Below are 24031 nucleotides of genomic sequence, written 5' to 3'. Positions count from 1 at the left end.
ATGTCCTCGCACAACCTTGGCAAACAAGAAAAACCCGGCGGCCCCGATCAGTCCCCCGCGAACGCAAAACCGGAGGGAGAATCTCGTGCGGGCAACAATCCTCGCGACAAATCCGGAAAAGCCCCGGCATCGAAACAATCCCTGTGGCGCTCCACCGCTGACGTGTGGCCGTTCGTAGTGGGATCTTTCGGGTGCGCGCTGGCAGCGTACTTTTTGACCTACGCCGGCTCGGCCTATGAACAGCCGAACTCGCTGACCACCGGGGCGACCGTCACGCTGATGATTGCCGGGTCTTGTGTGCTGGCTGCCACCTTGGGCCTGGTTCACCTGGCGTTTTCTGTGTCCGCAAAAGTGTTGTGGGCCATCGGGGCTGGTCTGGGTGTGGTGCTGTCGGTGGTGGCTTTCGTTGTAGCGGGTATGCAGGCCGCGCCCGGCTTTGTGTTCGGCGTGGCGTTCCTGGTGCTATGCGTGCCGGGATACTTCCTGGGTCGGCGTGCTGACGACTACCACGCCCAGTTCCCCAAACGCAGCCATTTCCTGGGCGACTGGGACTAAAACGCACTAAAGGGGCTAAAGCCGCGAGTTTTGGCCGCAAAAACGGCCTTCTCGGGACCCTAATCTTGGTAAAATTCCCTCGTAAGCAGGTTATTTTACGGAAAGTGCGGTGCGAAAATGACTGTTAGTTCCCAGCGAAAGTTCCTATGTGGTCTGGCCGGAGCGGCGCTCCTCGCCGGAATAGGTGTTCCGGCAGCCAACGGGGCGAATCCCGAGGATCGTCTGGCCGGTCCCGACCGGGTGGCCACTTCTCTGGCGGCGTCCGCCTATGGTGAGGCCAACACGGTGTACTTGGCGGCACCGAACGGGATTCCCGATGCTATCACCGCCGGAGCTTTGCCGGGACGTATCGTCTATGGCGACCCCTGGGGTGGTGATACGTTTGGCCGAGTCAACTTTCTGCGCCAGATGGATACTCATCGGCTGGCTTATCTCGGCGGCCCCGGTCTGTGGGGTGGCACCCCAGCGGGACTCAATGCTGCTTACCCGCCCGATTACCGTGTCGAAGCGGCCCAGATTCAAGGCACGGATCGCTACGAAACCGCGGCTCTGCTCTATGACCGCTGGGTTGAACTCAATCACCATCCGCGCAACATTTCGGTATTGATCGCTAACGGCGGCTCTATGGTAGACGCGTTGGCGGCCGGGGCTTTGGACACCCCCATCCTGCTGGTGCAACCTGACGGAACCATCCCCGCCCCGACTCTGAAACGTTTGCAACAAGGCGGAATTACTCAGATCACCGTGCTGGGCGGAACGGGCGCCATACCCGTGGCCACCACCCAGCAGCTGAGCAAATTCGTTTCGGGAGGCACCCCGACCCCGCCGACCACCAAGACTTCTGAAGGCAACTCTGGACCGGTGGAAGTCCCCTCGGCCGACACCCCCAAGACCGCGGACAACATCGCCCGCTGGCAAAAGACCCTGCAAAATTACACGGAACTGTCCAAACCAAACGGAGAGATTGCTCAAAAGATTTCGGCCTCTTCGCAGTGGATTAAGTTTGGTGCGGAAGCTGAGAAATATACCCGCGAAACCATTGAGGATAATTGGTCGAAATTCTTGTTTGATGCCAATTATTCCAACTACGATTCAGTTGCCAAACTCTATAAAGCCAACAAAGACAGCGCCGACCAGTTCCTGTCCTCCCTGGCGAGGTCCGGCTACTACGGAGCCGACATCTCCTTGCCGCACAACCTGGCGACTTTTGAGGAAGTTGTCACAAAGTACGGCGACTACTTCGGGGTCAATTACTCCTGGCTAGATGATACGTTCCTGTCCAGTATGCGGGAATCTTTCAAGTTGGAATTCGACACTTACCTGCATCGCGGCGTCACTCCCGGGTCGTGGACCATGGCCGGTTCGGTCATCAACGGGACTTATGACTATCAAAAGTGGCCGCTGGGCTTGGCTCCGCTGGTGTTTGAGCGCTACCAGACGTTCTGGCAAGAGCGCCTGCCCCAATACCGCGCCGCGATTCCAAAGATTCAAGCCTGGTTGAACTCGGCGGGGGTTCCCGCAGCCACGCCTGCTCAGAGCGACCCGACCAATATCAAGCGGATTGGCGGAGCGGACCGCTTCGAGACGGCTCGCCTGCTGGCCCAAGCCCGTTCCAAGAAAACCTTGGGCTACAACAAGTCCCCGATTCAACACATCTACCTGGTCAATGGCACGGCCCTGGCCGATGCTGCCGTCGCCGGGTCGCTCAAGAACGGGGTGGTCCTGCTGGTTAGCGGGGGGAACTTGCCGGAAGCCACGACTTTGGCGCTGCGCGACCTTTATGCCTCCCACGGTGCCGGCCTGCGTATCCTGGCAGTTGGCGGGACCGCGGTCGTTCCTGACCAGGCGATTGATGCGGCCAAGACCCTGGTGCGCTAAACCCAGCGGGAAACACGCGCGGGCTTGAAACCCGCATCGGGCGTATCAGGGCGTTGCCGGGCGCTGCGACTGGCTTCAAAAGGCGCTGTGACTGACTTCAAAAGGACGTCCGCCCGCGCAAGGCGTCAAGCTGGCGGCGTTCCTTTTTGGTCGGCCGCCCGGTGCCGCGAGGTCGATAGATGACGGCCGCATTAGCGGGATTCGTCAAGCGTTGTGGGGTGACGTCCTCGTAACATTTCATAGCTTCGGGCGCCCCCACGCGCTTGGGAATCAGGGCTTTTACCTTCAGGACGCGGTCGAAACCCGCGACCCGCAGCCGTACTTCATCCCCCACTCGTACCGCGCTGGAGGCCTTCGCGCTCACCCCGTTGATTTTCACGTGCCCAGCGCGCGCCGCCGCGGTTGCCAAGGAGCGCGACTTCACCTGTCGCACCGCCCACAACCACACGTCAACACGCATTTTTTCCATTCCCCCAGTCTACCCGCAGCCGGGATTTTCGGCTGAAAACAGGGGTAATCCGGCAAAAACCGCGAACCCTAGCGGGGACGGGATTCGCAGCCCACCCCGTCGTGATCCCCGTCAAATTTGTCTCGGAATCCCGGATCCTGCGGAGTGATGGGACGGCCCAGGATTGCCCAGACTTCCCGGCAGTTGGCGTAGCTGGCTCCGGAATTCGCCGGCTGATTGGGCTGTGGCGCGGGGTCCGCCGCGGGAGGAGCCGCGTCCTGCGGCGGGACCGGCTGGTCTGGCGGGACGGATTCCGGCACGGTCCCGGAGGGGACGACCACCCCGCTGTCGGCAGGCAGCGCCTGGCCGGGACAATTGCTCAGGATACGTATCATCGCGTCACGTTCAGCCGGAGTCACCCACAGCCGATACTTCGCTTTGACCGCAATCTGGCGCGAAACGTAGGCGCACCGGAAGCCCTTATGCGGCGGCAGCCACGTCGCCGCATCACCATCCGACTTTTGCTGGTTGAGCCGGCCGTCTACCGCCAGCAGGTTCAACGGATCGTTCGCCAGGGTTTCGCGCTGCGCGGCGGTCAAGGCTTGGGCGCCTTTCTGCCACGCATCGGACAGGGCGACCACGTGGTCAATCTGGATAGCCGAGGCTTGTGACTTATCAAAATACCTGGTTTCACCGGAATAGGGCTCCGCCAAAACTCCGCTCAACACCACGCATCCACGTGTGTTCGCGCGCCAGGTTTTATCGGTCAAATCGCGGTTCAAGATATCGTTGCGGGTATCGCAGCCGTTCCGGTCGATGTCACGCCACCTCTGGCCGAATTCCCCGCGCCGATACCCGGTTTTCGGCGCCCGCCCTCTCACAGGCAAGGTTGCCAGCACAGTCGCGGCGTCCCCGGAAGCTTCCAGCGTGACGGTGGGACTGGGTTCAACAGTGATTTCTGGGGTCTGCGTGGGGGAAGGGTCAGAAGGCGTGGGGGTGGGTTCCGCGGTGACACGCGGCGCCTTGGTGGAAACGGTTGGGCTAGCAGAGACAGTAGGCTCAGATTCAGAATCGCTGGCTTTGCTCCCCAGCCCGTTGCCGCATGCCACTACGGCGCACAGTATCCCAGCTCCCACCAGCAGCTTCTTGGTTTTGCTGGTTTTAGGCGGGGTCTGGCCTGATCCGTTCGGCGGCACCGGGATTCCTTTCACAGCCTTATTTTAAAGCGCAGAGGGGTTTTTCTGAGTGACCGGCCGCGTCCCCTGTTGCAAATTCGCGATTAAATCGGGGTTGCTGGTTTATATAACCACCTACCCCGATTTAATCCCCGATTTCTCACGCTCACGCTTGGCGCTACGCCTATATATGCGTATAGTTAGAGGTGTTAGGGCATCCGCTCTAACAAAGGTAAAGCCCCGGGGACAATCCGGGGCTCAGCGGAAAGGGGATAACGATGATTGCACTCATCAGTATCCTGGTTTCCCTTCCTAACTCCATTCTAGCGCTGATTCTCATTCTTGAGAAGATGCAACAGAAAGGCAAGGAAGAATAAGGAAACCGCCCCGTCCCCTCGCGGGGGCGGGGTTCCGCTGAAAAAAAGGGGGCCACCATGTTTCTTTCATTGCGCGGCGTTGCTGCTTACACCGGTCTTTCCGAAAATACGCTAAAGGCGTACTCCCAGCGCGGCTATATGCCAGCGCCCGATGTTGAGATAGGCACGGGCGAAAAGGTCACAGCCAACGGCTGGTCCACCGACACTATCGACCATTGGCTGGCTAATCGCCCGGGACGCGGGGCGCGTACCGACCTAAAAAAGACCCCAAGACCCAACAGAAAATCAGCGAAAAACGGCTCGAAAAACCCCGAAGCCCCGGATACAAAAAAGCTCCCGCGGCTGGATTCGAACCAGCAACCTGCCGATTAACAGTCGGACGCTCTGCCGTTGAGCTACGCGGGATTGCGGATAAGATTCTAACAGAACCTTTTCGCGAATGTCCACTCGCTGCGAGGTTACCGGTATCAGGCCGGTAAACCCGCCATATCGCGCACCTGAGATTCCAAGCTGGACAGTGCGGATAGGTCGCCCGGCGTTAGCGCCCCGAAAGCCACGACTTCAGAAAAGCGTCTCCCGTCTGCCTTGGCCCGCACCGCAATCCGCACTTTCGTCCCGGAGGGCAGCGTCGAAAACTGGGTATAGATTTGGGACTTTTGCAGGTAAATCCGCGCGTAGTCCCCGAAGGCCTTAAGCATGGCCGAATCCGGGTTCTTTAGTAGTAGCGGTGCTTTGCCCGGGTCGGGCCAGGTCACACTCAGAGTATCGGTATCGCGGTCCCACCCAATTTGCTGCACCTCGTGCCACTCCCAGCGGGTTATCTCGCTGTCTCGCCTGATTAAGCCGCTGGGGTCGGCGAACAGCCACAAGTTTTGGTACGCAAAGTACAGCGGTACACAGTTGCGCCCGCCGCGGGGCAACAGAGGTTTCAGCTCCGCGGGGATTTTACTTTTCCTCAGGCTCATGAGCTCCACTGTATCTCAGCTCGCTACCTTCCCTCGCGGGCATTTCCACACTTCCCGGCAGTAACGCCGAAAGTTCAAATTCGCGGCGTCCAGAAATACCACCTGAGCTCGGTAACTTGTTAGGATGTTTACGCCCTGTTAGCTCAGTCGGTCAGAGCAGCGGACTCATAATCCGTTGGTCGTGGGTTCAAGCCCCACACAGGGCACCGCTCAAAACATTGCAATAGCAATAAAAACGCCCGTCAAGGTGTCGAGTAAAACCTCTTCGTGGGGTCTACGTGGGGTAAGCGAAAAAGTTTCGGCGTGTCTTAATGGTGTTCCAACCCACCCAATAACCGGAAGGAAAACGACAATGAACCTGCCAGCCCCCGCCACATCTCCTCGCGACGTTTATCTCGCTTCACGCTAGACTGAAAACCTAGCCGAAAGGGAACAAAAATGCAGATACACGCGATTGGCGGAGACCTCACCGAGATGAATGTGGACGCGATTGTCAACGCCGCGAACTCCTCACTATTGGGGGGCGGCGGTGTCGACGGGGCGATTCACCGAGCGGCCGGCCCCCAGCTGCTCGCGGCCTGTCGCGAGCTACGTGCGACGCGTTTTCCCGACGGTCTGCCGGTGGGCGAAGCGGTCGCCACCAGGGGGTTCAACCTGGAAGCGCGGTGGGTCATTCACACCGTCGGGCCCAACCGTCACGCCGGACAAACCGACCCGCAGCTGTTGTACAACGCTTTTGCGAACTCCTTGAGTGAAGCCGCGCGGGTGGGCGCCCACGACGTGGCGTTTCCCGCCATATCCGGCGGAGTCTACGGCTGGGACATGGCCGAGGTAGCGCGCATCGGCGTGGCAGCCGTGCGCGAGTGGGCCGCCGGAACCCACCTCTCTCGTGACACCGATCACACTGGCGATTCCGCAGCTCCAGACCAGACCAAAAACGCAGAAACCCCGATTGATAACGTGTATTTCGTCCTGTTTTCCCCCGAAGCCCTGGAGCTGTTTCAAGCCGAAATCGCCCGCACCGAACCGGAGGACGATTCCTGGCCTCCTGATGACTTCGAGTTAGCGCCAGGAGACACGAAAACCCACCGCAACGGCATGACCTTGGTCGATGCCTATTGGATTCCTGATACGGAAGTCGCCTCGTATCGTGCCGATCGCAACGCGGCGGCCGCGGCCTACACAGAGGCGTTCCGCGCCGAGGGCTACCGGGTGTTTCGCGAATGGGCCGGCTCGGAGGACGGTGAGGCAATTACCGCCAGCGACAGCGCGGGCAACCTCCAGGCCATGATGCACTTGGATCCCCAAGCGGTCCAGGAATGGCAGGAATTCACGGCGAAATATGGCGCCAATGCCCACGCTGAACTGGTCAAAGCCATACGCGCCGAGCATCAGTACCTCAAGTCAGCTCCGACAGACTAACCTCGCGCTCCCGCACAAAGCGGCGACGCAACCGCTTTTACCGAGCCTCGCCAGCCTGCCGAACCTGATTCGGCATGGCGCTGCGCTCGCGTCGCTCCGGCCAGGTCGTCCACGCCAGTCTGCGCCAGGCTGCGCCAGCCCCGGCCTCCCACAGCGATTACCGAGAGCGCCGGTTTGCCTCCCGCAAGGCCCGCTGCGCCTCACGGTCGTCCTCGCGCTGGCGGATAGTTTGACGCTTATCCCACTCTTGCTTGCCTTTTGCCACCGCAATCTCCACTTTCGCGCGTCCGCCCACGAAATACAGCTCTACCGGCACAATCGTGTAGCCCTTCGCCGCCACAGCCCCTTCCAGTTTTATGATTTCGCGCTTATGCAACAGCAGCTTGCGCTTGCGTTTCGGAGCGTGATTCGTCCAGGATCCGTAAAAATATTCCGGGATATTGGCCCCTTGCAGCCACGCTTCCCCGCGGTCGACCTCAACCCAGGCTTCCGAGAGCGAAGCCCGTCCCATTCGCAAAGCCTTAACCTCGGTGCCGGTCAGCGACAATCCCGCCTCGTAGCGGTCCTCCAAGAAATAATCGTGCGCGGCTTTCTTGTTCCGGGCGATGACTTTCTTGGCATCCGACTCCGCTTTGGCACGCTGAGAAGGGGTCAACTTCCCTGGCTGACCCGCCCCCTTAGCAGCTTTTTTACCCATAGAGTGCAATTTTAGCGCAAAAGCGCGGCCTGCCAACTTTTTCCGCGGCGCCCCTCGGTCTTCACAAGGCCGGGTGGCCGCCAGTCTGTGACGGACTCGTCACTGACACTGCACAAGGCCGTCCGCTCGCCGACCCGCTCTGGTGACGCCGCCCGCGTGAGGGGCGCGCCTACAGCACTCCCAGCGGGTTGATAGTTTTCCCGTTTTGCCACACTTCAAAGTGCAGGTGACACCCGGTAGAACCGCCGGTCGAACCGACCAAGCCGATGACCTGGCCCTTTTGCACGGAAGCGCCGACCGAAACTTTGAACTGGGACTGGTGGCGGTAGGTCGTCTGCCACTTGGAACCGTTGATGGTGCCGTGGTTGATATAAGTCGATTTGCCGCCGGTCCCCTCCCAGCCGGCGAAGGTCACGGTTCCGGACTGTGAGGCATAAATCGGAGTTCCGCAACCTATCCCGAAGTCCGTGCCGGCATGGAGCCGCCGCGTTTTCGTGATGGGGTGAACCCGGTATCCGTAAGGCGAGGTCACTGTCAGTGATGAGAGGGGCGCGCCAAAAATTCCCCCCGAGATGGATCGCGCCGGCATAGCGTCCGGCTGTTGGTTGAGCGCGGCAATTCGTGCCGCCGCGGCCGCCTGTGTGGCCTTTTCGTCCGCGATCTGTTTCTCAAATGCCGCCCGCTGATTGTTCAGTTGACCCTGCTGGGCGACCTGTTTTTGTTGCAACTCTTGAAATTCGCCCAGTTTTCGTTGCTGTTCGACGCGGGCTTCATCAGCGGCTTGCACCGCCTGCTGAGCCTGGGTCTCCAGTTCCCCAATGCGGACGGTCACGGCTTCCTGGCGAGCCCGGGCATTGTTGTTAGCCGCGTTGGCCTCTTGAGCTTCCACAATGGCACGATTTTGCGACTTGGTCGCCGTGGCTGCCACCTGCGCCCGCAGCGTGAGTTCATCTAGGGACTGGGAATCCAGCAGCAGGGAAAGCGGCGAAGTTTCCAGCATCGCCCCGCGGTAAGCCATACGTGCCATCTGACCGATGGCAACTTGCGTCTTTTCAATGGTTTGCTCGCCCTGGGCAATCTGTTCGCGCAGTTCCTGTTTCTGACGATTCGCAATTGCCAGGCGGCTTTGAATCTGTTGGTGTTTAGCCTGCGCATCAGCCAGTTTTGCCTGGGCATTGGCGACTTCAGTTTGCGCCACGGGAATGGCCGCTTTCGTTTGTTCCAGAGCTACCGCCAGCTGGACCAGATTCGCATTCACCCCTTCTAGCTGGGCCGCGAGTTCCGCTTGTTTCTTTTTCGAGGCGGCCTGTTGCGCCTCGAGTTTCTTGCGTTCGTCCGAATTCTTATCAGCCCGCACCAGGCCGGTCGCGGTCGCTCTCGCGGCCGTAGCGTTTGCGGGGGTGAACGCCGCGTTGGCATAACTGAGCGAAACTGTGGACATCGAGGCAATCCCGAGTGCCGCCAGCGCCCCCACCAGGGCGGTCAATTTGCTTCGCACGTGCTCACCTCCTTTTCCAGCTTTCCCCAACAACACGCCGTGCTTAAAAGTTTAGCGAAATGCCGCGATTTTCCCGGTCCGAAACATAGCCAACAGAACCCTAAACTCTGGTGTAGCGGTTCAGGGAGGCCGCCGAAGCCACGATTGCCAGCAAAATGGCCGCCAACACCAGGAACGGCGCAATGAGCAGCACATCGTTGGTCGAAATGAGCTCGACGACCCCGGAAAGTCCCGACAACCAGGATCCGACCAGGAACTTTACGCTGGCCCACAGAATCGCCACCGAACCTAGGGCGCCAATCGTCGCCGCGATAGCGCCCTCCACCATGAACGGCAGCTGCACAAACAGGTTCGAGGCTCCGACCAGGCGCATAATGGATGTTTCGCGTTCCCGGCTCATCGCAGACAGTCGGATAGTGGTGGTAATCAACAGGACCGCGGCAATAATCATGGCCACGGCCAGCCCGATGGCCAGGTAGGTCGCCTGATGCAACCCGGTCAGCAGCTTCTCTAAAATCTGCTTTTGGTCAATGACTTGGGCGACCCCGTCACGTCCCTGCAGTTCCTCAACGACCACCCGGTATTGTTCCGGGTTCTTTAGCTTGATTCTAAACGAAGCGGGCATCATATCCGCTTGGACATATTGATAATACTGTTCGGTTCCAGCCAGCTTTTTGAAACTCTCGAAGGCTTCTTCCTTGGTTTCAAAATACACATCGTCGATGTACTTGCTGAGCCGCTCGGACTTTAGCTGTTCGTCAATTGCCGCAATCTGAGCCTCGGTGGCTTCCTGACCGTTGCAGTTGGGAGACACGTCGTCTTTGGTACACATCGACACGGAAATCTCGATTTTGCCGTACCAGGTATCGCGCAGGTTATTAATCTGCATTTCCGCCAGTACCGCCGAGCCGACAAACAGCAGGGAGACACAGGTCACGATAATAACCGCGACCGTCATCGCCAGATTGCGCCGCAAACCCTGGCCTACCTGGGATAATACGAAAGTTAGTCGCATTATTTACGGCCTCCTCTCCGCGCCGCCCCGACACCTTTCGGTTTCGCTAACGCCCTTGTGCCGTCAGCAGGGCGGTCGGTACCGTCGGCGGATCCTTTCGGGGCTGACGCTCCGTAGATGCCACGAGCCTGGTCGCGCACGACCCGACCTTCGTCCAGTTCGATGACGCGTTTGCGCATCTGGTTCACGATTTCTTCGTCGTGGGTCGCCATCACCACGGTGGTGCCGGCCCGGTTGATCCGGTCCAGCAGACGCATAATGCCCAAGGACGTAGAGGGGTCCAGGTTTCCGGTTGGCTCGTCCGCGAGCAGAATGGGCGGGCGGTTCACCATAGCGCGGGCAATCGCCACGCGCTGCTGCTCGCCGCCGCTGAGCTCGTGGGGAAAACGCTTGTCTTTGCCGCCCAAACCGACCATCTGGAGTACTTCGGGGACGACCCGACGAATGACCCGGCGCGGCTTGCCGATGACCTGCAGGGCAATCGCCACGTTGTCATAGACGTTCTTGTTTTCCAACAGGCGAAAGTCTTGGAACACCACACCGACTTGGCGGCGCAACCCCGGCACTTTCCACCGGGACAATCGCCCCAGGTCCTTGCCTAGGACCAGAATCTTTCCCTCCGTGGCGCTTTCTTCGCCCAGAACCAGCGAGAGAAACGTGGACTTTCCCGATCCGGAAGTCCCGACCAGGAACACGAACTCTCCCCGGTCAATCGTGAGACTCACGTGGTTCAGTGCCGGGCGCGCTCCCCGCTTGTAAATTTTGGTGACGTTGTCGAAGGTAATCAACCTTTTCCGCTCCCCAGTTCAGTTTCAGGTACGCTTCTAAGTCTATTTATAACAAAACGATAAAAACGGAGTGACACCCGCAGAAGTGCAATCGCAGGGGAAATCCGCGATTAATACCGCGCCAAAGGTCGTTCGTGGGGTGAATCCTGTCGGCCTGTTTCTCGGTGGGTCCGCTACTGGTCGTGCTTTTCTTGATGTTTGCGCCAGCGAATCGCCGCGTCGATGAATCCGTCCAGGTCGCCGTCAAATACACTGTCCGGGTTGCCCGATTCGTAGCCGGTTCTGAGGTCTTTGACCAATTGCTGGCCATAGAGGAAGTAGGAGCGCATCTGGTCGCCCCAGGAGGCTTTGACGTCCCCTGCCAGCTCCTTTTTCTTATCGTGTTCTTGCTGGTGGCGCAGCATCAACAGGCGTGACTGCAGCACGCGCATCGCGGCGGCCCGGTTTTGAATCTGGGATTTTTCGTCCTGCATCGAGATGACGATACCGGTGGGCAGGTGGGTCAGGCGCACCGCCGAATCTGTCGTGTTCACGGACTGGCCGCCCGGCCCGGAGGAACGGAACACGTCAATCTTGATGTCGCTCTCGGGCACTTCGATGTGGTCGGTCGTCTCAATCAGGGGAATGACTTCCACTGCCGCAAAGGAGGTCTGGCGTTTGCCCGCCGCATTAAACGGGCTGACTCGCGCCAGCCGGTGCGTCCCGGCTTCTACTGACAGCATCCCGTACGCATAAGGGGCATCGACCTGGAACGTTACCGACTTAATCCCCGCTTCTTCCGCATAGGACGTATCCAGCACCTTCGTGGCATAGTTGTGTCGTTCGCAATACCGCAGGTACATCCGCAGCAGCATCTGGGCGAAGTCGGCAGCGTCCACCCCGCCCGCTCCGGAACGAATCGTGACGACCGCGAAACGTTCGTCATATTCCCCGTTCAGCAGGGTTTTCACCTCCATCGCGTCCAGGTCCCGTTTCAAGGTTTCATAGGTTTGTTCCGCATCGGTAAGAATCGCGTCGCGGTCCTCCCCGCTTTCTTCCGCCCCCAGCTCGACCAGGGCCTCCAAATCGTCAATCCGCGCCTGCATCGCTCGTAAACGCTGCAAATCGGCCTGCGCCATCGACAGCGATTGCGTGACTGTCTGGGCGTTTTCTTGGTCGTCCCACAAGTCCGGGGCGGCGGCTTGTTTCGTCAAGTCAGCAATCTTTTGCGCCAGCAGTTCGGGATCCATCACCGCTGAAATCGTCGCGAAAGACGCGCGCAGTTTCTCAATCAGGGGCTGAAAATCATCGGGGGAAATCACCTTTTTACCTTACTGGTAATCCGGGGCGGTTCCCAAATAAGTTGCGTGGCGCGGCGCTGGGTCTATACTTATCCGGTGGCTCGCATCTCCGAGTTTAATCCCGGCCGCAAAATCTCGGCGGCATTCCTGATAACTATCCTGGTGGGAACGGCATTGCTGATGCTTCCGGTGTCCCGGAGCGGCACTGCGGTTGCCATGACTTTTGACATCGTCACGCCCCGAACTATCCCCGCCGGTGTCCCCGTCTGTGGGCCAGCGTTAGCGGGCGGTGCTCCCCTGTCGATTGCGCTGTTCACCGCTGCCTCGGCCACCAGCGTGACGGGGCTAATCGTGGTGGACACGGGCAGCTACTGGTCCGCTTTCGGTCAAGCTGTCATCTTTGCCCTCATTGAGTTGGGCGGTATCGGCACCATGACCATGGTCACCCTGCTCGCCTCGGCCTTGCGCAAACGCGCCACTTTCGAGGATCGTGCCATCGCCAAAGTGTGGTTCGGCTTGACTCCGCGTGAAGTCCGTCATTCCGTGGGGCAGATCGTGGTCGCCTCGTTCCTGCTGCAACTGGTGTTTTCTGTCTTCAACAGCCTCTATCTGTGGTTTTCCGGGCACGCCACCTCACCGCTGCAGGCGGTGGCGCACGGGGTTTTCCTCACGGGTTCCGCTTTCAACAACGCCGGTTTCGCCCCTTACGTAGATTCCTTGATGAGTTTCAGCGCCGACCCCTTCCTGCTGTTGAGTTTGGCCGCGCTCATCGTGATAGGAGGCTTGGGCTTTCCCGTCTGGCTGATGCTCTACCACAACGGCCTGCACTGGTGGAAATGGGGCATGACCACCCGCATCATGCTGCTGGGAACCGCGGTGGCGATTGTGTTCGGCTGGGTCGCCATCACGGCTCTGGAATGGCGCAATCCCGATACTTTAGGGGCGATGCCGGTCCCGCAGCGTTTCCTCAACGGGCTGTTTTCCTCCGTTTCCCCACGCACCGCGGGTTTCAACTCCCTTGACATTTCCCAACAGTACCCGGAGACCTGGCTCATCACCGATGGGCTGATGCTGATTGGTGGGGGTCCGGCCGGCACCGCGGGAGGTATGAAAATCACTACGGTGACCGTGGTGATGGCAACCCTCTGGGGTGAAATCCGGGGGGCTCACGCCATCAATATCCTGGGTTGGCGCTTGGCCCGTTCGGCTCAGCGTCAAGCTTTGGCGGTGTTTTCACTGTTTTCCGGCCTGGTCGCGGTGGGAACTTTCCTGCTGGCGCTCTTTACCCCTTTCAACCTCAACCAGTGCCTGTTTGAAATCTGTTCCGCCCTGGGGACCGTGGGTCTGAGTACCGGAATCACTCCCATGTTGCCTGTTGCGGCGCAGTTCATGGTCGTAATTTTTATGATTCTGGGACGTGTCGGGCCGCTGACTTTGGCTGCGGCTCTCGCGACCCGGAAACGGCCGGTAGCCTACGAACTTCCTCGTGACCATCCCCTTATCGGTTAGGACAAGCAAATGAATATGTTTAATCACAATTCCACCCCAAACTCCCCGGCCCATCCGGTCGGCAACCCGCAAAGCGCCGTCGTCATCGGCTTGGGACGCTTCGGCCTGAGCATGGCGACCGAGTTGGAGGCCAGCGGCGTGGAAGTGCTCGGTATCGACTGTAACCCGGAAGTCGTGCAACGTGCTTCGGCGCTCCTGCGGCACGCGGTGCGAGCTGACGCCACCGACAAGGAGGCGCTGACCCAGTTGGCTGTCGAGGAGTACGCCTGCGGGGTGGTCACGATTGGCGCCGATCTCGCCGCCTCCATCCTGAGTGCCTCCGCCCTGCTAACCCTGCACTGTCCCCAAGTGTGGGCGAAAGCCTCCAGCGCGGAACAGGGCGAAATCCTCAACCAGATGGGCATCACTCGCGTGTTCTATCCGGAATCCGAGATGGGTTTGCGCGCTGCCCACCAGGTCGCGCAATCTTTCGAGAACTACATCGACCTGGGGCACGGGTTTGCCCTGGTCATCACCAGTTTGGGGCCGCGCTACTGCGGGAAAACCCTCGGTGAGCTTGATGTGCGCCGCCGCGATGGATTCTCTATCGTGGCGATTGAATCGGCTTCCGGCACTTGGGAGACCGCTCACGCCAAAACAATCCTGTCCCCTGACGACCGGGTCATGGTGGTGGCTCCGACCCGGATTATCTCCAAAGTCACCCGCCAAGATTAACAAAAAATCCATGTAATCGTAAAAGAAAAGGGCAACTTCCGTAAAGTAAAATTGTTTTACACAATCTTAACATTGGCCCCGCGCTAGCCTTAACAATCCTTTCTTACTATCTGACTTGGGAGTAAAAGTTCGATGTATGAAAGGAACACCATGAAAATCTCTCGTATTGGCGCGATTTTTGGCGCTGGCTTGCTTTCCATGTCTTTGTTGACCGGCTGTGGGGGCGGTGGCGATCAGGCCGCCTCCGGTACTGACACCGAGTCCAGTGAACCGACCTCGACCCTAAGCGGTACCGTCACCGGTTCCGGCTCCTCCGCGCTGCTGCCCCTGGCAAAAGCCGCGGCCGATGCTTTCATGCAGGAAAACCCCGATGTGACCGTCACGATGAACGGCGGCGGTTCCGGTGAGGGTCTCAAGCAGGTTGCGGCTGGTTCCGTAAACATCGGTAACTCTGACGTCTTCGCTTCCGAGAAGCTCGATGCGACCCAAGCCGCCGACTTGGTCGACCACAAGGTCTGCACCATCACGATGGCTCCGGTGGTCAACAAGGATTTGGGGGTCACGGACCTCACCACCGCCCAGTTGACCGACATCTTTACCGGCAAGACCACGAACTGGAAGGAAGTTGGTGGCCCGGACGAAAAGATTGTATTGGTCACCCGCCCGTCCTCCTCCGGTACTCGCGCCCTGTTTAAGACCTGGGCGCTGGGTGGTGCCGAGGAAGCCTCCAACCAGTCCCTCGAGACCGACGACTCCGGAACTCTGCTCCAGACCGTGACCCAGAACAAGGGCGCTATCGGCTACGTGGCGCTGTCCTACCTGGCTGGCAAGGACGAAGTTCAGCCCGTCGCTATCGACGGCGTGGAACCGACCTTGGAAAATACCTACAACGGCAAATACCAGGTGTGGGGCTTCGAGCACATGTACACCAAGGGTGAGCCTGATGAAGTAACCAAGGCGTTCCTTGACTACATGATGGGCGACAAGTTCGCTGGCGACCTGGAACAGATGGGCTACGGTGTGTCCTCCAAGATGTCCGCGGAAGCCACCGCTTCTCACCCTGACCCCGCGGCCTAAAGAGGCTCAGGCGCAACTGAACTAATGGCTACCACGGCTTCTTCGGTGCGGGAGCCTGAATCGATGGAAATTGAGATGACTGAACCTGATGTGTCTACTCGTCTCAACTCCACAGATTCAGCGCTCCCGCAAACATGCAACTCCGCGGCTGGGGCGGGTTTATCCCCCGCTCGACCGCGGCTCGACTCGAACGGGGCGGATAAACGTTTCCGTTTGGCAAACAAAATCGGCGGTACCTGCGTTGCGATTGCGGGTGTTTCCCTCATCATGCTCACGGTCGTTATTGGCCTGTTCCTGCTGTACAAGGGTTCTTTCACCTTTACTGCGTTCCAGCACACCGTGGAGGAATTCCTGTTTTCCCCAGACTGGAATCCGCAGGACAGCCCGGATTTGACTCTGCGCGGCAGTGTCGGCGCACTGATCTTTATTCTGGGCTCGCTGATGACCTGTTTCCTGGGTCTGGCCATCGCTACGCCTTTCGCGGTGGGAGCCGCCGTATTCATCACGGAAATCGCTCCGCGCGCGGGCGAGCGCCTGTTCCGTCCCGCGGTGGAACTGTTCCTCGGTATCCCTTCCGTGGTTTACGGCTGGGTTGGCTTGACCGTCCTGGTGCCATTTATTCGTGACTATTTTCACGCCCCCCTGGGTGGCTATTCGGTCCTGGCGGCGGGCATCGTCCTGGCGGTCATGATTTTTCCGACTATCACAACTGTTTCGGCGGATGCCATCACCGCGGTTCCTTACGATTATCGGGAAGCCGCCTACGGCCTGGGTTCTACCCGCTGGCAGTCGATTTACCACATCGTCCTGCCCGCAGCACGGAAAGGCATTCTGACCGGCATTATTCTGGGTCTGGCCAGGGCTTTTGGCGAGGCTCTGGCGGTGGCGATGGTTATCGGCAAGACTCGCGCCCTGCCGGCCGATATTCTCTCTCCGACCAGTTCGCTGACCACGGCGATTACCGCCGACATGGGCAACACCACCAACGGCGGTGAACATAATTCGGCATTGTGGACCATGGCTTTGCTGCTATTCCTCATCTCGATGTTCTTTATTTTTGTGATTCACATCATCGGCGCGGAAAGGAAGCAGAATCAATGAGTACCGCTACGACTACCGCTTCGGGTCTTTCCACCCAGATGGAACACCGCATTCGCCGTGCCAAGAGCGTCAACAACCTGATGACCGGCGTCTTTGGCGCTATCGGGGGTTTCTTCCTGATGTTGATTGTGGCGCTGGCAGCCTACATCGTAATTCGCGGCCTGTTGAGTTTTGACCCCATATTCCTCAGTTTCACCCGCGACGGCATCATGAACCAGGTGTTCAACACCGTTTACCTGGTGTTTTTGTCCCTGATTGTGTCCGTCGCCCTCGGCGTTCCCGCCGGAATCTACATGGCTGAATACGCGCCAGAGAACCGCTGGACCGGGTTCATCCGCATCTCTATCGAGTCCCTGTCCTCCCTACCCTCCATCGTGGTCGGCCTGTTCGGTTACCTGGTCTTTATCCTGATGGTGGGCCAACAGTGGAACCTGCTGGCCGGTGCTTTGGCGGTTTCGATTCTGAATCTGCCCCTGGTCACCACGTCTACCGAGTCGGCTCTCCGGGCGCTGCCCTCGGACCTGAAGTACGGTTCGGCGGCCTTGGGTGCGACCCACTGGACCACCATTGTGCGGGTGCAGCTCCCGGCGGCTCTCCCCCACCTGATGACAGGGGTGGTGCTGGCGGCCGAACGCGGTTTCGGAGAGGCTGCCGCCCTGCTCTACACCGCCGGTATGTCCACCAACATCAACTGGTCCTCCACGGACATCACCTCCCCCACCAACGCGTTCAACCCCATGCGTCCCGGCGAGACCTTGTCGCTGCACGTGTGGGCCATGCGTACCGAAGCGGTGGAACCCAACGCGGTGGACATCGCTAACTTCTCTGCCGCGGTGTTGGTGCTGATTGCCCTCCTGTTCTCGATTTTGGCTCGCACCATCACGAAACGGGTTCACGCCAGCCTGGCGGGCCTGTCTGACCAGGCCCCCAAGGGCGGCAAAGGCAAGTGGCGTAAGGCCAACTCCGACACTCCCGTCCCCGCTACTGACACGGTGAATCGCGCCGAACCGACTATTGACGCTACGAACTTCACCGACCGTTTCCACACTGATAAAGGAAAGGAATAATCACTCATGACTGCGCAAACCAACGTCCTGGAGTCCCCCACTGCGCCCAAAATTTCCACCACCGCCAAGTTTTCCGCGCGTGACCTGCACCTGCATTACGGCGATTTTGAGGCTCTCAAGGGAGTCAACATCGACATTCAGCCCCGCAAAATCACGGCTTTGATCGGCCCCTCCGGATGCGGCAAGTCGACCTTCCTGAAAACCTTGAACCGAATGAATGACCTGGTCAAGGGCGTTAGCATCACCGGTCAGGTACTGCTGGACGGCGCGGATATTTTCAAGGATATGGACGCCATCGCCCTGCGTAAGCGGGTGGGCATGGTGTTCCAGCAGCCCAACCCGTTCCCCAAGTCGGTCTTTGACAACATCGCCTACGGGCCGCGCATCAACGGGATTCGCAATCACCGGGAACTGAGCGAAATCGTGGAGCGTTCCCTGCATCAAGCCGCGATTTGGGACGAGTTAAAGGATCGCTTAAACAAGTCCGCCGTGGGGCTTTCCGGGGGTCAGCAGCAGCGCCTGTGCATCGCCCGCGCTTTGGCTACCGAACCGGACGTCATCTTGATGGACGAACCGACCTCCGCACTCGACCCGATTTCTACCTCCAAGATTGAGGAACTGGTCGTGGATCTGGCTCGGGATTACACCATCGTGATTGTGACCCACAATATGCAGCAGGCTTCGCGCATCGCCGACAACACGGCGTTCTTCCTGCTGGGCGAACTGGTGGAGTACAACGACACGGAAACCCTGTTCAGCGTACCTTCGGACCAGCGCACCGAGGACTACATCACGGGTCGGTTCAGCTAACACTGTTTTCGCTTGCCCCAGCGAACCCCGCTGGTACGCGCCAGGGAAATACAGTTCTGAGTTATGAACAGAAAGTAGAGAGGTAATGCGATCCCGATTCGATCAACAACTCATGCAGCTCAACGAAATGCTGGTTCAGACCGGAGAGCTCTGTGAACAGGCCATCAGTCAGACTATGGTAGCCCTGTCCAGTTCCAGCGATGAAATCGCCCGTGAAGTGATCCGGGCTGATGCCCACATCGACCAGATGGAGCGAGACATTGAGCACCTGTGCCTGAAATTGCTGTTGCAACAGCAACCGGTGGCGGGGGATTTACGCCAGGTTTCCGCCGCTCTGAAAATGATTACCGACATGGAACGTATCGGCGATCAGGCCGCGGATATTGCGGAAATCGTGAAGTCTACGGATATGTCTCTGGTGCGAGGATTCCCCAAAATTCCTCAGATGGCGGCGAAAACTGCCGAGATGGTCCACGATGCGGTCCGGTCTTTTGTCGACCGCGACCTGGCTTTGGCAACCGCCACCCAGGCGGCGGACGACGCGGTAGACCGGATGTTTGCTGAGGTCAACACCGAGATGATTGATTTCATCGTGCATGCTGATGCCGCGGACGCTCAAAAAGCTATCGACGTCATCATGATTGCCAAATATCTGGAACGTATCGGTGACCACGCCACGAACATCGCCGAGTGGGTGGATTTCTCGATTACGGGGGTACACGATGTCAGCTTCGACACAAAATCCGCCTGAATCGGGCGCTCCCTGGAATAATGGAAGTGTGATTTATTTTGTCGAGGACGACCTGAACATTCGGGATTTGGTCGTTTACACCCTCGGTTCCACCGGTTTTACCGCACGGGGCTTCGCTGATTATCGGGAATTTCGCGAAGCGATGGCGCAGCTGCTCCCGGAAATGATCTTGCTGGACATTATGCTGCCTGGCGTTGATGGTATCCAGATTTTGCGCCGGATTCGGGCTAATCCTGAAACCGAGGGCATTCCGGTCATCATGGTTACAGCGAAAGGCGCCGAGTTCGACAAGGTCAAGTCCTTGGACTTGGGGGCTGACGACTACATCACCAAACCGTTTGGCATGATGGAGCTGGTGTCACGAGTCCGGGCGGTGCTGCGCCGCGTGGCTCGTCCTGCCGACCCCACTGCTGAGGACGAGGAAATCCTCACCATCGGCACTATTGACCTGAACCTTCCCCGCCACACGGTCGCGGTTGAGGGCCGGGAGGTGAAGCTGACTCTAAAGGAGTACCAACTGTTAGAGGAACTCATGAGCCAGCCGGGGATTTTGTTTTCCCGCGACAAACTGCTGGATTCCATCTGGGGATACAGTTTCCACGGCGAGACGCGCACGGTCGATGTGCATATTCGCACGCTGCGCAAGAAACTCGGCCCGGCCGCAAAACACATTGAAACCGTGCGCGGCGTCGGCTACAAGATTTCCGAATGAGGGCGCTGTTAGCGTAATCGCCATCGAATCAAGGGAGATTATATGCGACGCAAGATTCTGGGGGCTATCTCAAGTATTTCTGCCCTAGCTCTGGTGCTTGCTTATGTCGGCTCTGTCGTGTTCTTTTATGGGGTCAATCGCACCAACATTTTGGATGCCCTGACCGAGGAAGGCAACCTGTTGGCGCTGAGCCTGGAACACCATACCGACGACATTCAGATCCAGATGCTCACCGAATTCCATCGCCAGACCCCCGGGGTTCGCCTGACGTTGGTAGCCGGTGACGGCGAGGTTCTCTATGATTCCGAAGTACCCGCCGCCCAGATGTCCAACCACGCGAGCCGGCCTGAGATTGTCTCTGCCAATAAACGCAAAGCACACGGGTTGGGCTCCGATATCGTGGTGCGTGATTCTGACACTCTCAGCGAGGATATGTGCTATTACGCGCGGGCTATCCCGTCGGGCAAAATCGTCCGGGTGGCGCGCCCCGTCCGCACGTTCTATGCCACGGCCCTGTCCGGGTTGCCGATTTTGGGCGGCATGGCCCTAGGTGTGTTCGGGCTGTCTTTCCTGATTGCACGGCGTCAGGCTCGCCTCATTGTCGAGCCGCTGGAACAGATTGACCTGAACCACCCGCTCTCGGGCACCCCTTATGACCGCGACCGGCTGCCCGAGATTGGGCGGCACACCGGGGTGTTCGGAAACTCCAGCGTTTTCGGCGGCGGAGGGGTTTTCGGCTCGGGCGCCTACACCGACACGAAACCGGACGACGAGCCGAACCATTCTGAGTCGGCGGAGCCTCCCCTCCCCCACGATATGCTCCAGGCTTACGGTAAGGACCACAAAACGGTCCCGATTTACCCCGAGTTTTTGCCGCTGCTGCAACGTCTGGAACATCAAAATCGGGATAAGGAAGCGGCCGCGCGTTCTCGCCGCGAGTTTTCCGCTAATGTGTCTCACGAGTTGAAGACCCCGCTGACCTCTATCTCGGGATATGCCGAGATTATCCGTAACGGTTTGGTGAAGGACGAGGACATTCCGGGTTTTGCCGAGCGCATTCACCAGGAGTCCTCCCGCCTGCTGGACCTGATTGGCGACATTATGGAGCTGTCCCGGCTGGACGAGGGCGGTCTGCCGGCAGAAGCGGGGGAGGTCGAGTTGTTTGATTTGTGCCGCACGGTGGTGGAGCGGCTGCAGCCTCGCGCCGCGTCTTTCGATGTGAAGCTGACACTGTCCGGTTCGCACACGACGCTGACCGGGGTGGAGCCGCTCTTGGGTGAGATGGTGTATAACCTGGTAGACAACGCGATTAAGTACAATCGCGAGGGCGGTGAGGTGGATGTTTGGGCGGGTACGCATCTGGGCAGGCCTCAGCTGATTGTGACCGACACGGGTATCGGGATTCCTTACGAGGATCAGGAGCGCGTGTTTGAACGCTTTTATCGGGTAGATAAGTCCCATTCGCGACAGACCGGGGGTACCGGTTTGGGGCTCTCTATCGTCAAACACGCCGCTATCTTGCATTCGGCGGAGATTACCGTGAACTCGACCCCCGGGAAGGGCACGCGCATCGAAGTGACTTTCCCGGACGCGGCCTGAGTTTGGCGGCGGTGGGCGGGAGGAACCGCGTCGCTGATTCGGGGCGCGGCCTGGGACTGCCTGTGGGCGCGTGTCATAGTTGAAGGTTAGGGTAAGCTGGTTTTTCAGGGTAGGGACAGATAGAATGAACACGGTAGTGTTTTCACAGATTTCCGGAAAGCAGGCGAAATGTTGCTGTTGAGGGTAGGGAGTCCCCATGCGAATTTCCATTAAGCAAACCGTGTCTTGGATACTGGCGCTGGCACTGGTACTACCGGGGGCGATAATTCTTTCCCCGCCCTGGGAGGCTGGTGCCGCTGAAACCGGCACACCTCCGGAGTCTCTGAGCGCGGAACCGGTACAGGTGCCGACGGGTAAATCCGCGGCGGATGCCATTGCGAATCCGGCGCAGCCAGAGATTTACACCCTGCGTAGCGACTATATGATTCCAAAAGGTACAGAAAATATCGTCAACTACCAACCCTACGTAGCCACCGTGGGAGCAGACGCTACCCCAGAAGAACAGGGCAAAGTCGATAAGACCATCAAGCTACCGTTTTTCCCCGGCTATGGTATGCCTACTGATAGTACGAATCAGCCAATAAATCAATACCACATCGACTACCAAGGTGTCGTGAATGCCGCCAAAACCTCCGGGAGCACTACGGGTGACAATGAATATGGAAAAGTTCACCAGGCGGAAAAACCGTATATATATAAAGGCCATCCTGGAACCGTTACGGTAAAGCACGTGTTTCAGGAATTACGAAAAATTAATGAATATGGTAGAAAGCCGGGAACGAACGTCGACATTATCAAAAAACAAAGCGGACCAATTGGTTCCCAGCCTGAAATCGAGATCTTACCTGATGATGAGATAGCTGGTTTTGTGCCCGAAGACATACATATGAAGGTTTTAATTACGCAGCAAAATCGCAGCGTGGAAATGCGTTACAATCGCGCCTACTTTGCTGTGACATATGACACCCAGGATGGGACTGCGGTGCCCAGTCGTACCCTGTATTATGGACAAGAAATTCCCGCCATCAAGAGCACTGATATCCCCACCAAAATTGGAGCTAAGTTAAAAGGCTGGAAGCCATCTGTCGATTTGCAAGGCACTTTGAATGGGAGAGAAACTACATTTAGGGCTAATGAAATCATTAACGGCAGCTCCGGAGCCCCTCTCAAAGATCTAAACGCCAAACTAATTATGCCGGCCCAACATATAAAGTTCACCGCGGTTTGGGATGATAATCCGCAGGCTGATTATGCGATTCAATTTTGGACGGAAAAAGCTGATCATGCTGATAACGCTTCGCTCTTACAAAAGTATGAATTCGTGGGCACTCACGTGTACCGGAACAAGGCCACAGGTTACCGTCCGAATCTGGAGAAAGAGTCCATCGAAGGGGTGGAATTCCCCGACTTGGATAAAGATCGTTTAGCTAAAATTTGGCGTGGGGATAAATTCGGTGGTCGATATTCCTTCCTATATCTCAATAAGTTCTACAAGTACAATAAGGATTTAACGAATAGCGAAAACGCTGATCCAAATGCTGCAAACCTGGTAAAGCCTGTTTCCGCTACCGGCAAGACCGTCTATAACATCTATTTCGACCGACAGGTCTATGACCTGTACTTTACGAAATCCAACGCTAGAGGTAATGATTCTACTTTCTATCCTGAAATTTGGCGACATGGCGAAAAACTAGGGGAGCCAGGACACCCCTACCACTTCACGGCCCGATTTAACCAGCGACTGTTAGACTGGCCGAATGACGCCTTAGAAACCAAGGGATTTACTGATGACAAACAAAGTTTTGGGTGGGACCTGAACTACACTACACCAACCCAAGATTACCGCGACACTCCTCCTTACCGGCTAACGGCTGAAGAGTTCTTAGACAATGATAATTACACCAAAAAGAGCGGCTACACCAGTGACATTGACGCAGGCGCCGGTGTCATTATAAATGCTAACTGGAAGGCTACACCACCAACTTTCACGACGCTTTCCTTTGGTATCTGGCAATCGGGTTCAAGTGACCCAAGCTGGCAGGCTATTCCGCACCACATGGATTTTTGGATGGATGGCTTCGAAGAAAATCCAAACTGGCATGCTGGCATGGATCCGAAAGAAAAATACAATAAAATTATAGACTACGACCTTTATAGAAGCAAGGCTGATACGGGTAGTTATACCTATACACATCCGGCTCCGGTAGTCCAAGGCTTTACCCCTTACGAGAATCGTGTGCAATCGATACGGCTGGACGAAGAGGCGCTTCAAGACAAGAACGACGAGCGGGATGACATAACACCTCTCCCCAAGGAAAAGGTAATAGACCCTTACGGAAATGAGGTCACCAAGGGTAGTTTGAATTTTATAAAATACTTTTACAATGATACCGATGAGTGGGGTGACGCTGACGGAGTCGACGAATTCAGGGAAAATGGTTATATTCGTTTCTATTATAAACGTAATAAGTATAAATTGCGTTTCAATAATGACCCCGCCACCATCAAAGCTGACAGCGAATATAATGCAAGCAATTAGACAGATATCTTTTATAAAAAGCCTTTACAGGATTTGAATCTGGATGACGTTCGC

The 24031-nt window shown here is 57.8% G+C and carries 21 protein-coding genes and 2 tRNA genes; 14 read left to right on the top strand and 9 right to left on the bottom strand.

Annotated features, from left to right (window positions below; genetic code table 11):
* The gene (locus Q0V70_RS07175) at positions 1–555 is read left to right on the top strand and encodes a hypothetical protein (protein ID WP_297590141.1); all 555 of its coding nucleotides are present in this window, start codon (positions 1–3) and stop codon (positions 553–555) included.
* Positions 556–672: 117 nt separating this feature from the next.
* Positions 673–2433 carry a cell wall-binding repeat-containing protein gene (locus Q0V70_RS07170; RefSeq protein ID WP_297590139.1) on the top strand — a complete coding sequence of 587 codons (1761 nt, stop codon included), beginning with the start codon at positions 673–675 and terminating at the stop codon, positions 2431–2433.
* 97 nt (positions 2434–2530) lie between these two features.
* Here Q0V70_RS07170 and Q0V70_RS07165 read toward each other — a convergent pair whose 3' ends face one another.
* From Q0V70_RS07165 to Q0V70_RS07150, 4 genes are all read right to left on the bottom strand, one after another.
* Positions 2531–2902 (bottom strand): RNA-binding S4 domain-containing protein, encoded by a 372-nt coding sequence (locus tag Q0V70_RS07165; RefSeq protein WP_297590136.1) that lies wholly within the window; start codon positions 2900–2902, stop codon positions 2531–2533.
* 68 nt (positions 2903–2970) lie between these two features.
* Positions 2971–4092, bottom strand: coding sequence for a DUF1524 domain-containing protein (locus Q0V70_RS07160; protein WP_297590134.1), 1122 nt, complete (start codon positions 4090–4092; stop codon positions 2971–2973).
* Between the two features lie 674 nt (positions 4093–4766).
* Positions 4767–4838: transfer RNA gene (locus tag Q0V70_RS07155), tRNA-Asn, on the bottom strand.
* 62 nt (positions 4839–4900) lie between these two features.
* The gene (locus Q0V70_RS07150) at positions 4901–5398 is read right to left on the bottom strand and encodes a hypothetical protein (protein ID WP_297590132.1); all 498 of its coding nucleotides are present in this window, start codon (positions 5396–5398) and stop codon (positions 4901–4903) included.
* Positions 5399–5530: 132 nt separating this feature from the next.
* Here Q0V70_RS07150 and Q0V70_RS07145 point away from each other — a divergent pair.
* Both Q0V70_RS07145 and Q0V70_RS07140 read left to right on the top strand, forming a co-directional pair.
* Positions 5531–5604 (top strand) — tRNA-Ile (locus Q0V70_RS07145).
* 232 nt (positions 5605–5836) lie between these two features.
* A complete protein-coding gene (locus Q0V70_RS07140) occupies positions 5837–6820 on the top strand; it encodes an O-acetyl-ADP-ribose deacetylase (protein WP_297590130.1) in 984 nt (327 codons plus the stop codon).
* Positions 6821–6977: 157 nt separating this feature from the next.
* Here the strand turns inward: Q0V70_RS07140 and smpB are convergent, their stop codons facing one another.
* From smpB to prfB, 5 genes are all read right to left on the bottom strand, one after another.
* Entirely contained in the window at positions 6978–7517 is a 540-nt protein-coding gene (gene smpB / locus Q0V70_RS07135) for an SsrA-binding protein SmpB (protein ID WP_297590127.1), read from the bottom strand.
* A gap of 169 nt (positions 7518–7686) precedes the next feature.
* Positions 7687–9015, bottom strand: coding sequence for a M23 family metallopeptidase (locus Q0V70_RS07130; protein WP_297590124.1), 1329 nt, complete (start codon positions 9013–9015; stop codon positions 7687–7689).
* A 100-nt stretch (positions 9016–9115) separates the two neighbouring features.
* Entirely contained in the window at positions 9116–10030 is a 915-nt protein-coding gene (ftsX, locus tag Q0V70_RS07125) for a permease-like cell division protein FtsX (RefSeq protein WP_297590121.1), read from the bottom strand.
* Positions 10030–10818, bottom strand: coding sequence for a cell division ATP-binding protein FtsE (ftsE, locus tag Q0V70_RS07120; protein ID WP_297590119.1), 789 nt, complete (start codon positions 10816–10818; stop codon positions 10030–10032). Before ftsE ends, ftsX begins: the two co-directional genes overlap by 1 nt.
* 173 nt (positions 10819–10991) lie before the next feature.
* A complete protein-coding gene (prfB, locus tag Q0V70_RS07115) occupies positions 10992–12119 on the bottom strand; it encodes a peptide chain release factor 2 (protein ID WP_297590117.1) in 1128 nt (375 codons plus the stop codon).
* A gap of 75 nt (positions 12120–12194) precedes the next feature.
* On the opposite strand from prfB, the gene Q0V70_RS07110 reads away from it, so the two are divergent.
* The 10 genes from Q0V70_RS07110 to Q0V70_RS07065 all read left to right on the top strand — a co-directional run bounded on the left by Q0V70_RS07110 (position 12195) and on the right by Q0V70_RS07065 (position 23977).
* Positions 12195–13607, top strand: a complete 1413-nt coding sequence (locus Q0V70_RS07110) for a TrkH family potassium uptake protein (RefSeq protein WP_297590114.1) — start codon at positions 12195–12197, stop codon at positions 13605–13607.
* Positions 13608–13616: 9 nt separating this feature from the next.
* Entirely contained in the window at positions 13617–14321 is a 705-nt protein-coding gene (locus Q0V70_RS07105; RefSeq protein WP_297590111.1) for a TrkA family potassium uptake protein, read from the top strand.
* 150 nt (positions 14322–14471) lie between these two features.
* On the top strand, positions 14472–15398 hold the full coding sequence (locus tag Q0V70_RS07100) for a phosphate ABC transporter substrate-binding protein (protein ID WP_297590108.1): 927 nt from the start codon (positions 14472–14474) through the stop codon (positions 15396–15398).
* Positions 15399–15422: 24 nt separating this feature from the next.
* Positions 15423–16499 (top strand): phosphate ABC transporter permease subunit PstC, encoded by a 1077-nt coding sequence (gene pstC, locus Q0V70_RS07095; RefSeq protein WP_297590105.1) that lies wholly within the window; start codon positions 15423–15425, stop codon positions 16497–16499.
* Positions 16496–17566 carry a phosphate ABC transporter permease PstA gene (gene pstA, locus Q0V70_RS07090; protein WP_297590103.1) on the top strand — a complete coding sequence of 357 codons (1071 nt, stop codon included), beginning with the start codon at positions 16496–16498 and terminating at the stop codon, positions 17564–17566. The genes pstC and pstA overlap by 4 nt, the downstream gene beginning before the upstream one ends.
* A 6-nt stretch (positions 17567–17572) precedes the next feature.
* The gene (gene pstB / locus Q0V70_RS07085; protein ID WP_297590100.1) at positions 17573–18376 is read left to right on the top strand and encodes a phosphate ABC transporter ATP-binding protein PstB; all 804 of its coding nucleotides are present in this window, start codon (positions 17573–17575) and stop codon (positions 18374–18376) included.
* A gap of 85 nt (positions 18377–18461) precedes the next feature.
* Positions 18462–19127, top strand: coding sequence for a phosphate signaling complex protein PhoU (phoU, locus tag Q0V70_RS07080; protein ID WP_297590098.1), 666 nt, complete (start codon positions 18462–18464; stop codon positions 19125–19127).
* Between the two features lie 28 nt (positions 19128–19155).
* The gene (locus tag Q0V70_RS07075) at positions 19156–19839 is read left to right on the top strand and encodes a winged helix-turn-helix domain-containing protein (RefSeq protein ID WP_297590095.1); all 684 of its coding nucleotides are present in this window, start codon (positions 19156–19158) and stop codon (positions 19837–19839) included.
* A 42-nt stretch (positions 19840–19881) separates the two neighbouring features.
* On the top strand, positions 19882–21438 hold the full coding sequence (locus tag Q0V70_RS07070) for an ATP-binding protein (protein WP_297590093.1): 1557 nt from the start codon (positions 19882–19884) through the stop codon (positions 21436–21438).
* A gap of 196 nt (positions 21439–21634) precedes the next feature.
* Positions 21635–23977, top strand: coding sequence for a hypothetical protein (locus tag Q0V70_RS07065; RefSeq protein WP_297590091.1), 2343 nt, complete (start codon positions 21635–21637; stop codon positions 23975–23977).
* Positions 23978–24031: the final 54 nt, after the last annotated feature.

Origin of the sequence: uncultured Mobiluncus sp. (assembly GCF_947087965.1) — a bacterium.
Lineage (GTDB): Bacteria > Actinomycetota > Actinomycetes > Actinomycetales > Actinomycetaceae > Mobiluncus.
This window is presented reverse-complemented; position numbering and strand designations above follow the sequence as displayed.

Excerpts from the sequence above, each read along its gene's own strand:
- pstA (WP_297590103.1), top strand. The coding sequence starts at position 16,496 with ATGAGTACCGCTACGACTACCGCTTCGGGTCTTTCCACCCAGATGGAA.
- Q0V70_RS07105 (WP_297590111.1), top strand. The coding sequence starts at position 13,617 with ATGAATATGTTTAATCACAATTCCACCCCAAACTCCCCGGCCCATCCG.
- pstC (WP_297590105.1), top strand. The coding sequence starts at position 15,423 with ATGGCTACCACGGCTTCTTCGGTGCGGGAGCCTGAATCGATGGAAATT.
- smpB (WP_297590127.1), bottom strand. The coding sequence starts at position 7,517 with ATGGGTAAAAAAGCTGCTAAGGGGGCGGGTCAGCCAGGGAAGTTGACC.
- pstB (WP_297590100.1), top strand. The coding sequence starts at position 17,573 with ATGACTGCGCAAACCAACGTCCTGGAGTCCCCCACTGCGCCCAAAATT.
- Q0V70_RS07175 (WP_297590141.1), top strand. The coding sequence starts at position 1 with ATGTCCTCGCACAACCTTGGCAAACAAGAAAAACCCGGCGGCCCCGAT.
- Q0V70_RS07070 (WP_297590093.1), top strand. The coding sequence starts at position 19,882 with ATGCGACGCAAGATTCTGGGGGCTATCTCAAGTATTTCTGCCCTAGCT.
- Q0V70_RS07165 (WP_297590136.1), bottom strand. The coding sequence starts at position 2,902 with ATGGAAAAAATGCGTGTTGACGTGTGGTTGTGGGCGGTGCGACAGGTG.
- Q0V70_RS07170 (WP_297590139.1), top strand. The coding sequence starts at position 673 with ATGACTGTTAGTTCCCAGCGAAAGTTCCTATGTGGTCTGGCCGGAGCG.
- Q0V70_RS07140 (WP_297590130.1), top strand. The coding sequence starts at position 5,837 with ATGCAGATACACGCGATTGGCGGAGACCTCACCGAGATGAATGTGGAC.
- Q0V70_RS07150 (WP_297590132.1), bottom strand. The coding sequence starts at position 5,398 with ATGAGCCTGAGGAAAAGTAAAATCCCCGCGGAGCTGAAACCTCTGTTG.
- phoU (WP_297590098.1), top strand. The coding sequence starts at position 18,462 with ATGCGATCCCGATTCGATCAACAACTCATGCAGCTCAACGAAATGCTG.
- Q0V70_RS07100 (WP_297590108.1), top strand. The coding sequence starts at position 14,472 with ATGAAAATCTCTCGTATTGGCGCGATTTTTGGCGCTGGCTTGCTTTCC.
- ftsX (WP_297590121.1), bottom strand. The coding sequence starts at position 10,030 with ATGCGACTAACTTTCGTATTATCCCAGGTAGGCCAGGGTTTGCGGCGC.
- Q0V70_RS07065 (WP_297590091.1), top strand. The coding sequence starts at position 21,635 with ATGCGAATTTCCATTAAGCAAACCGTGTCTTGGATACTGGCGCTGGCA.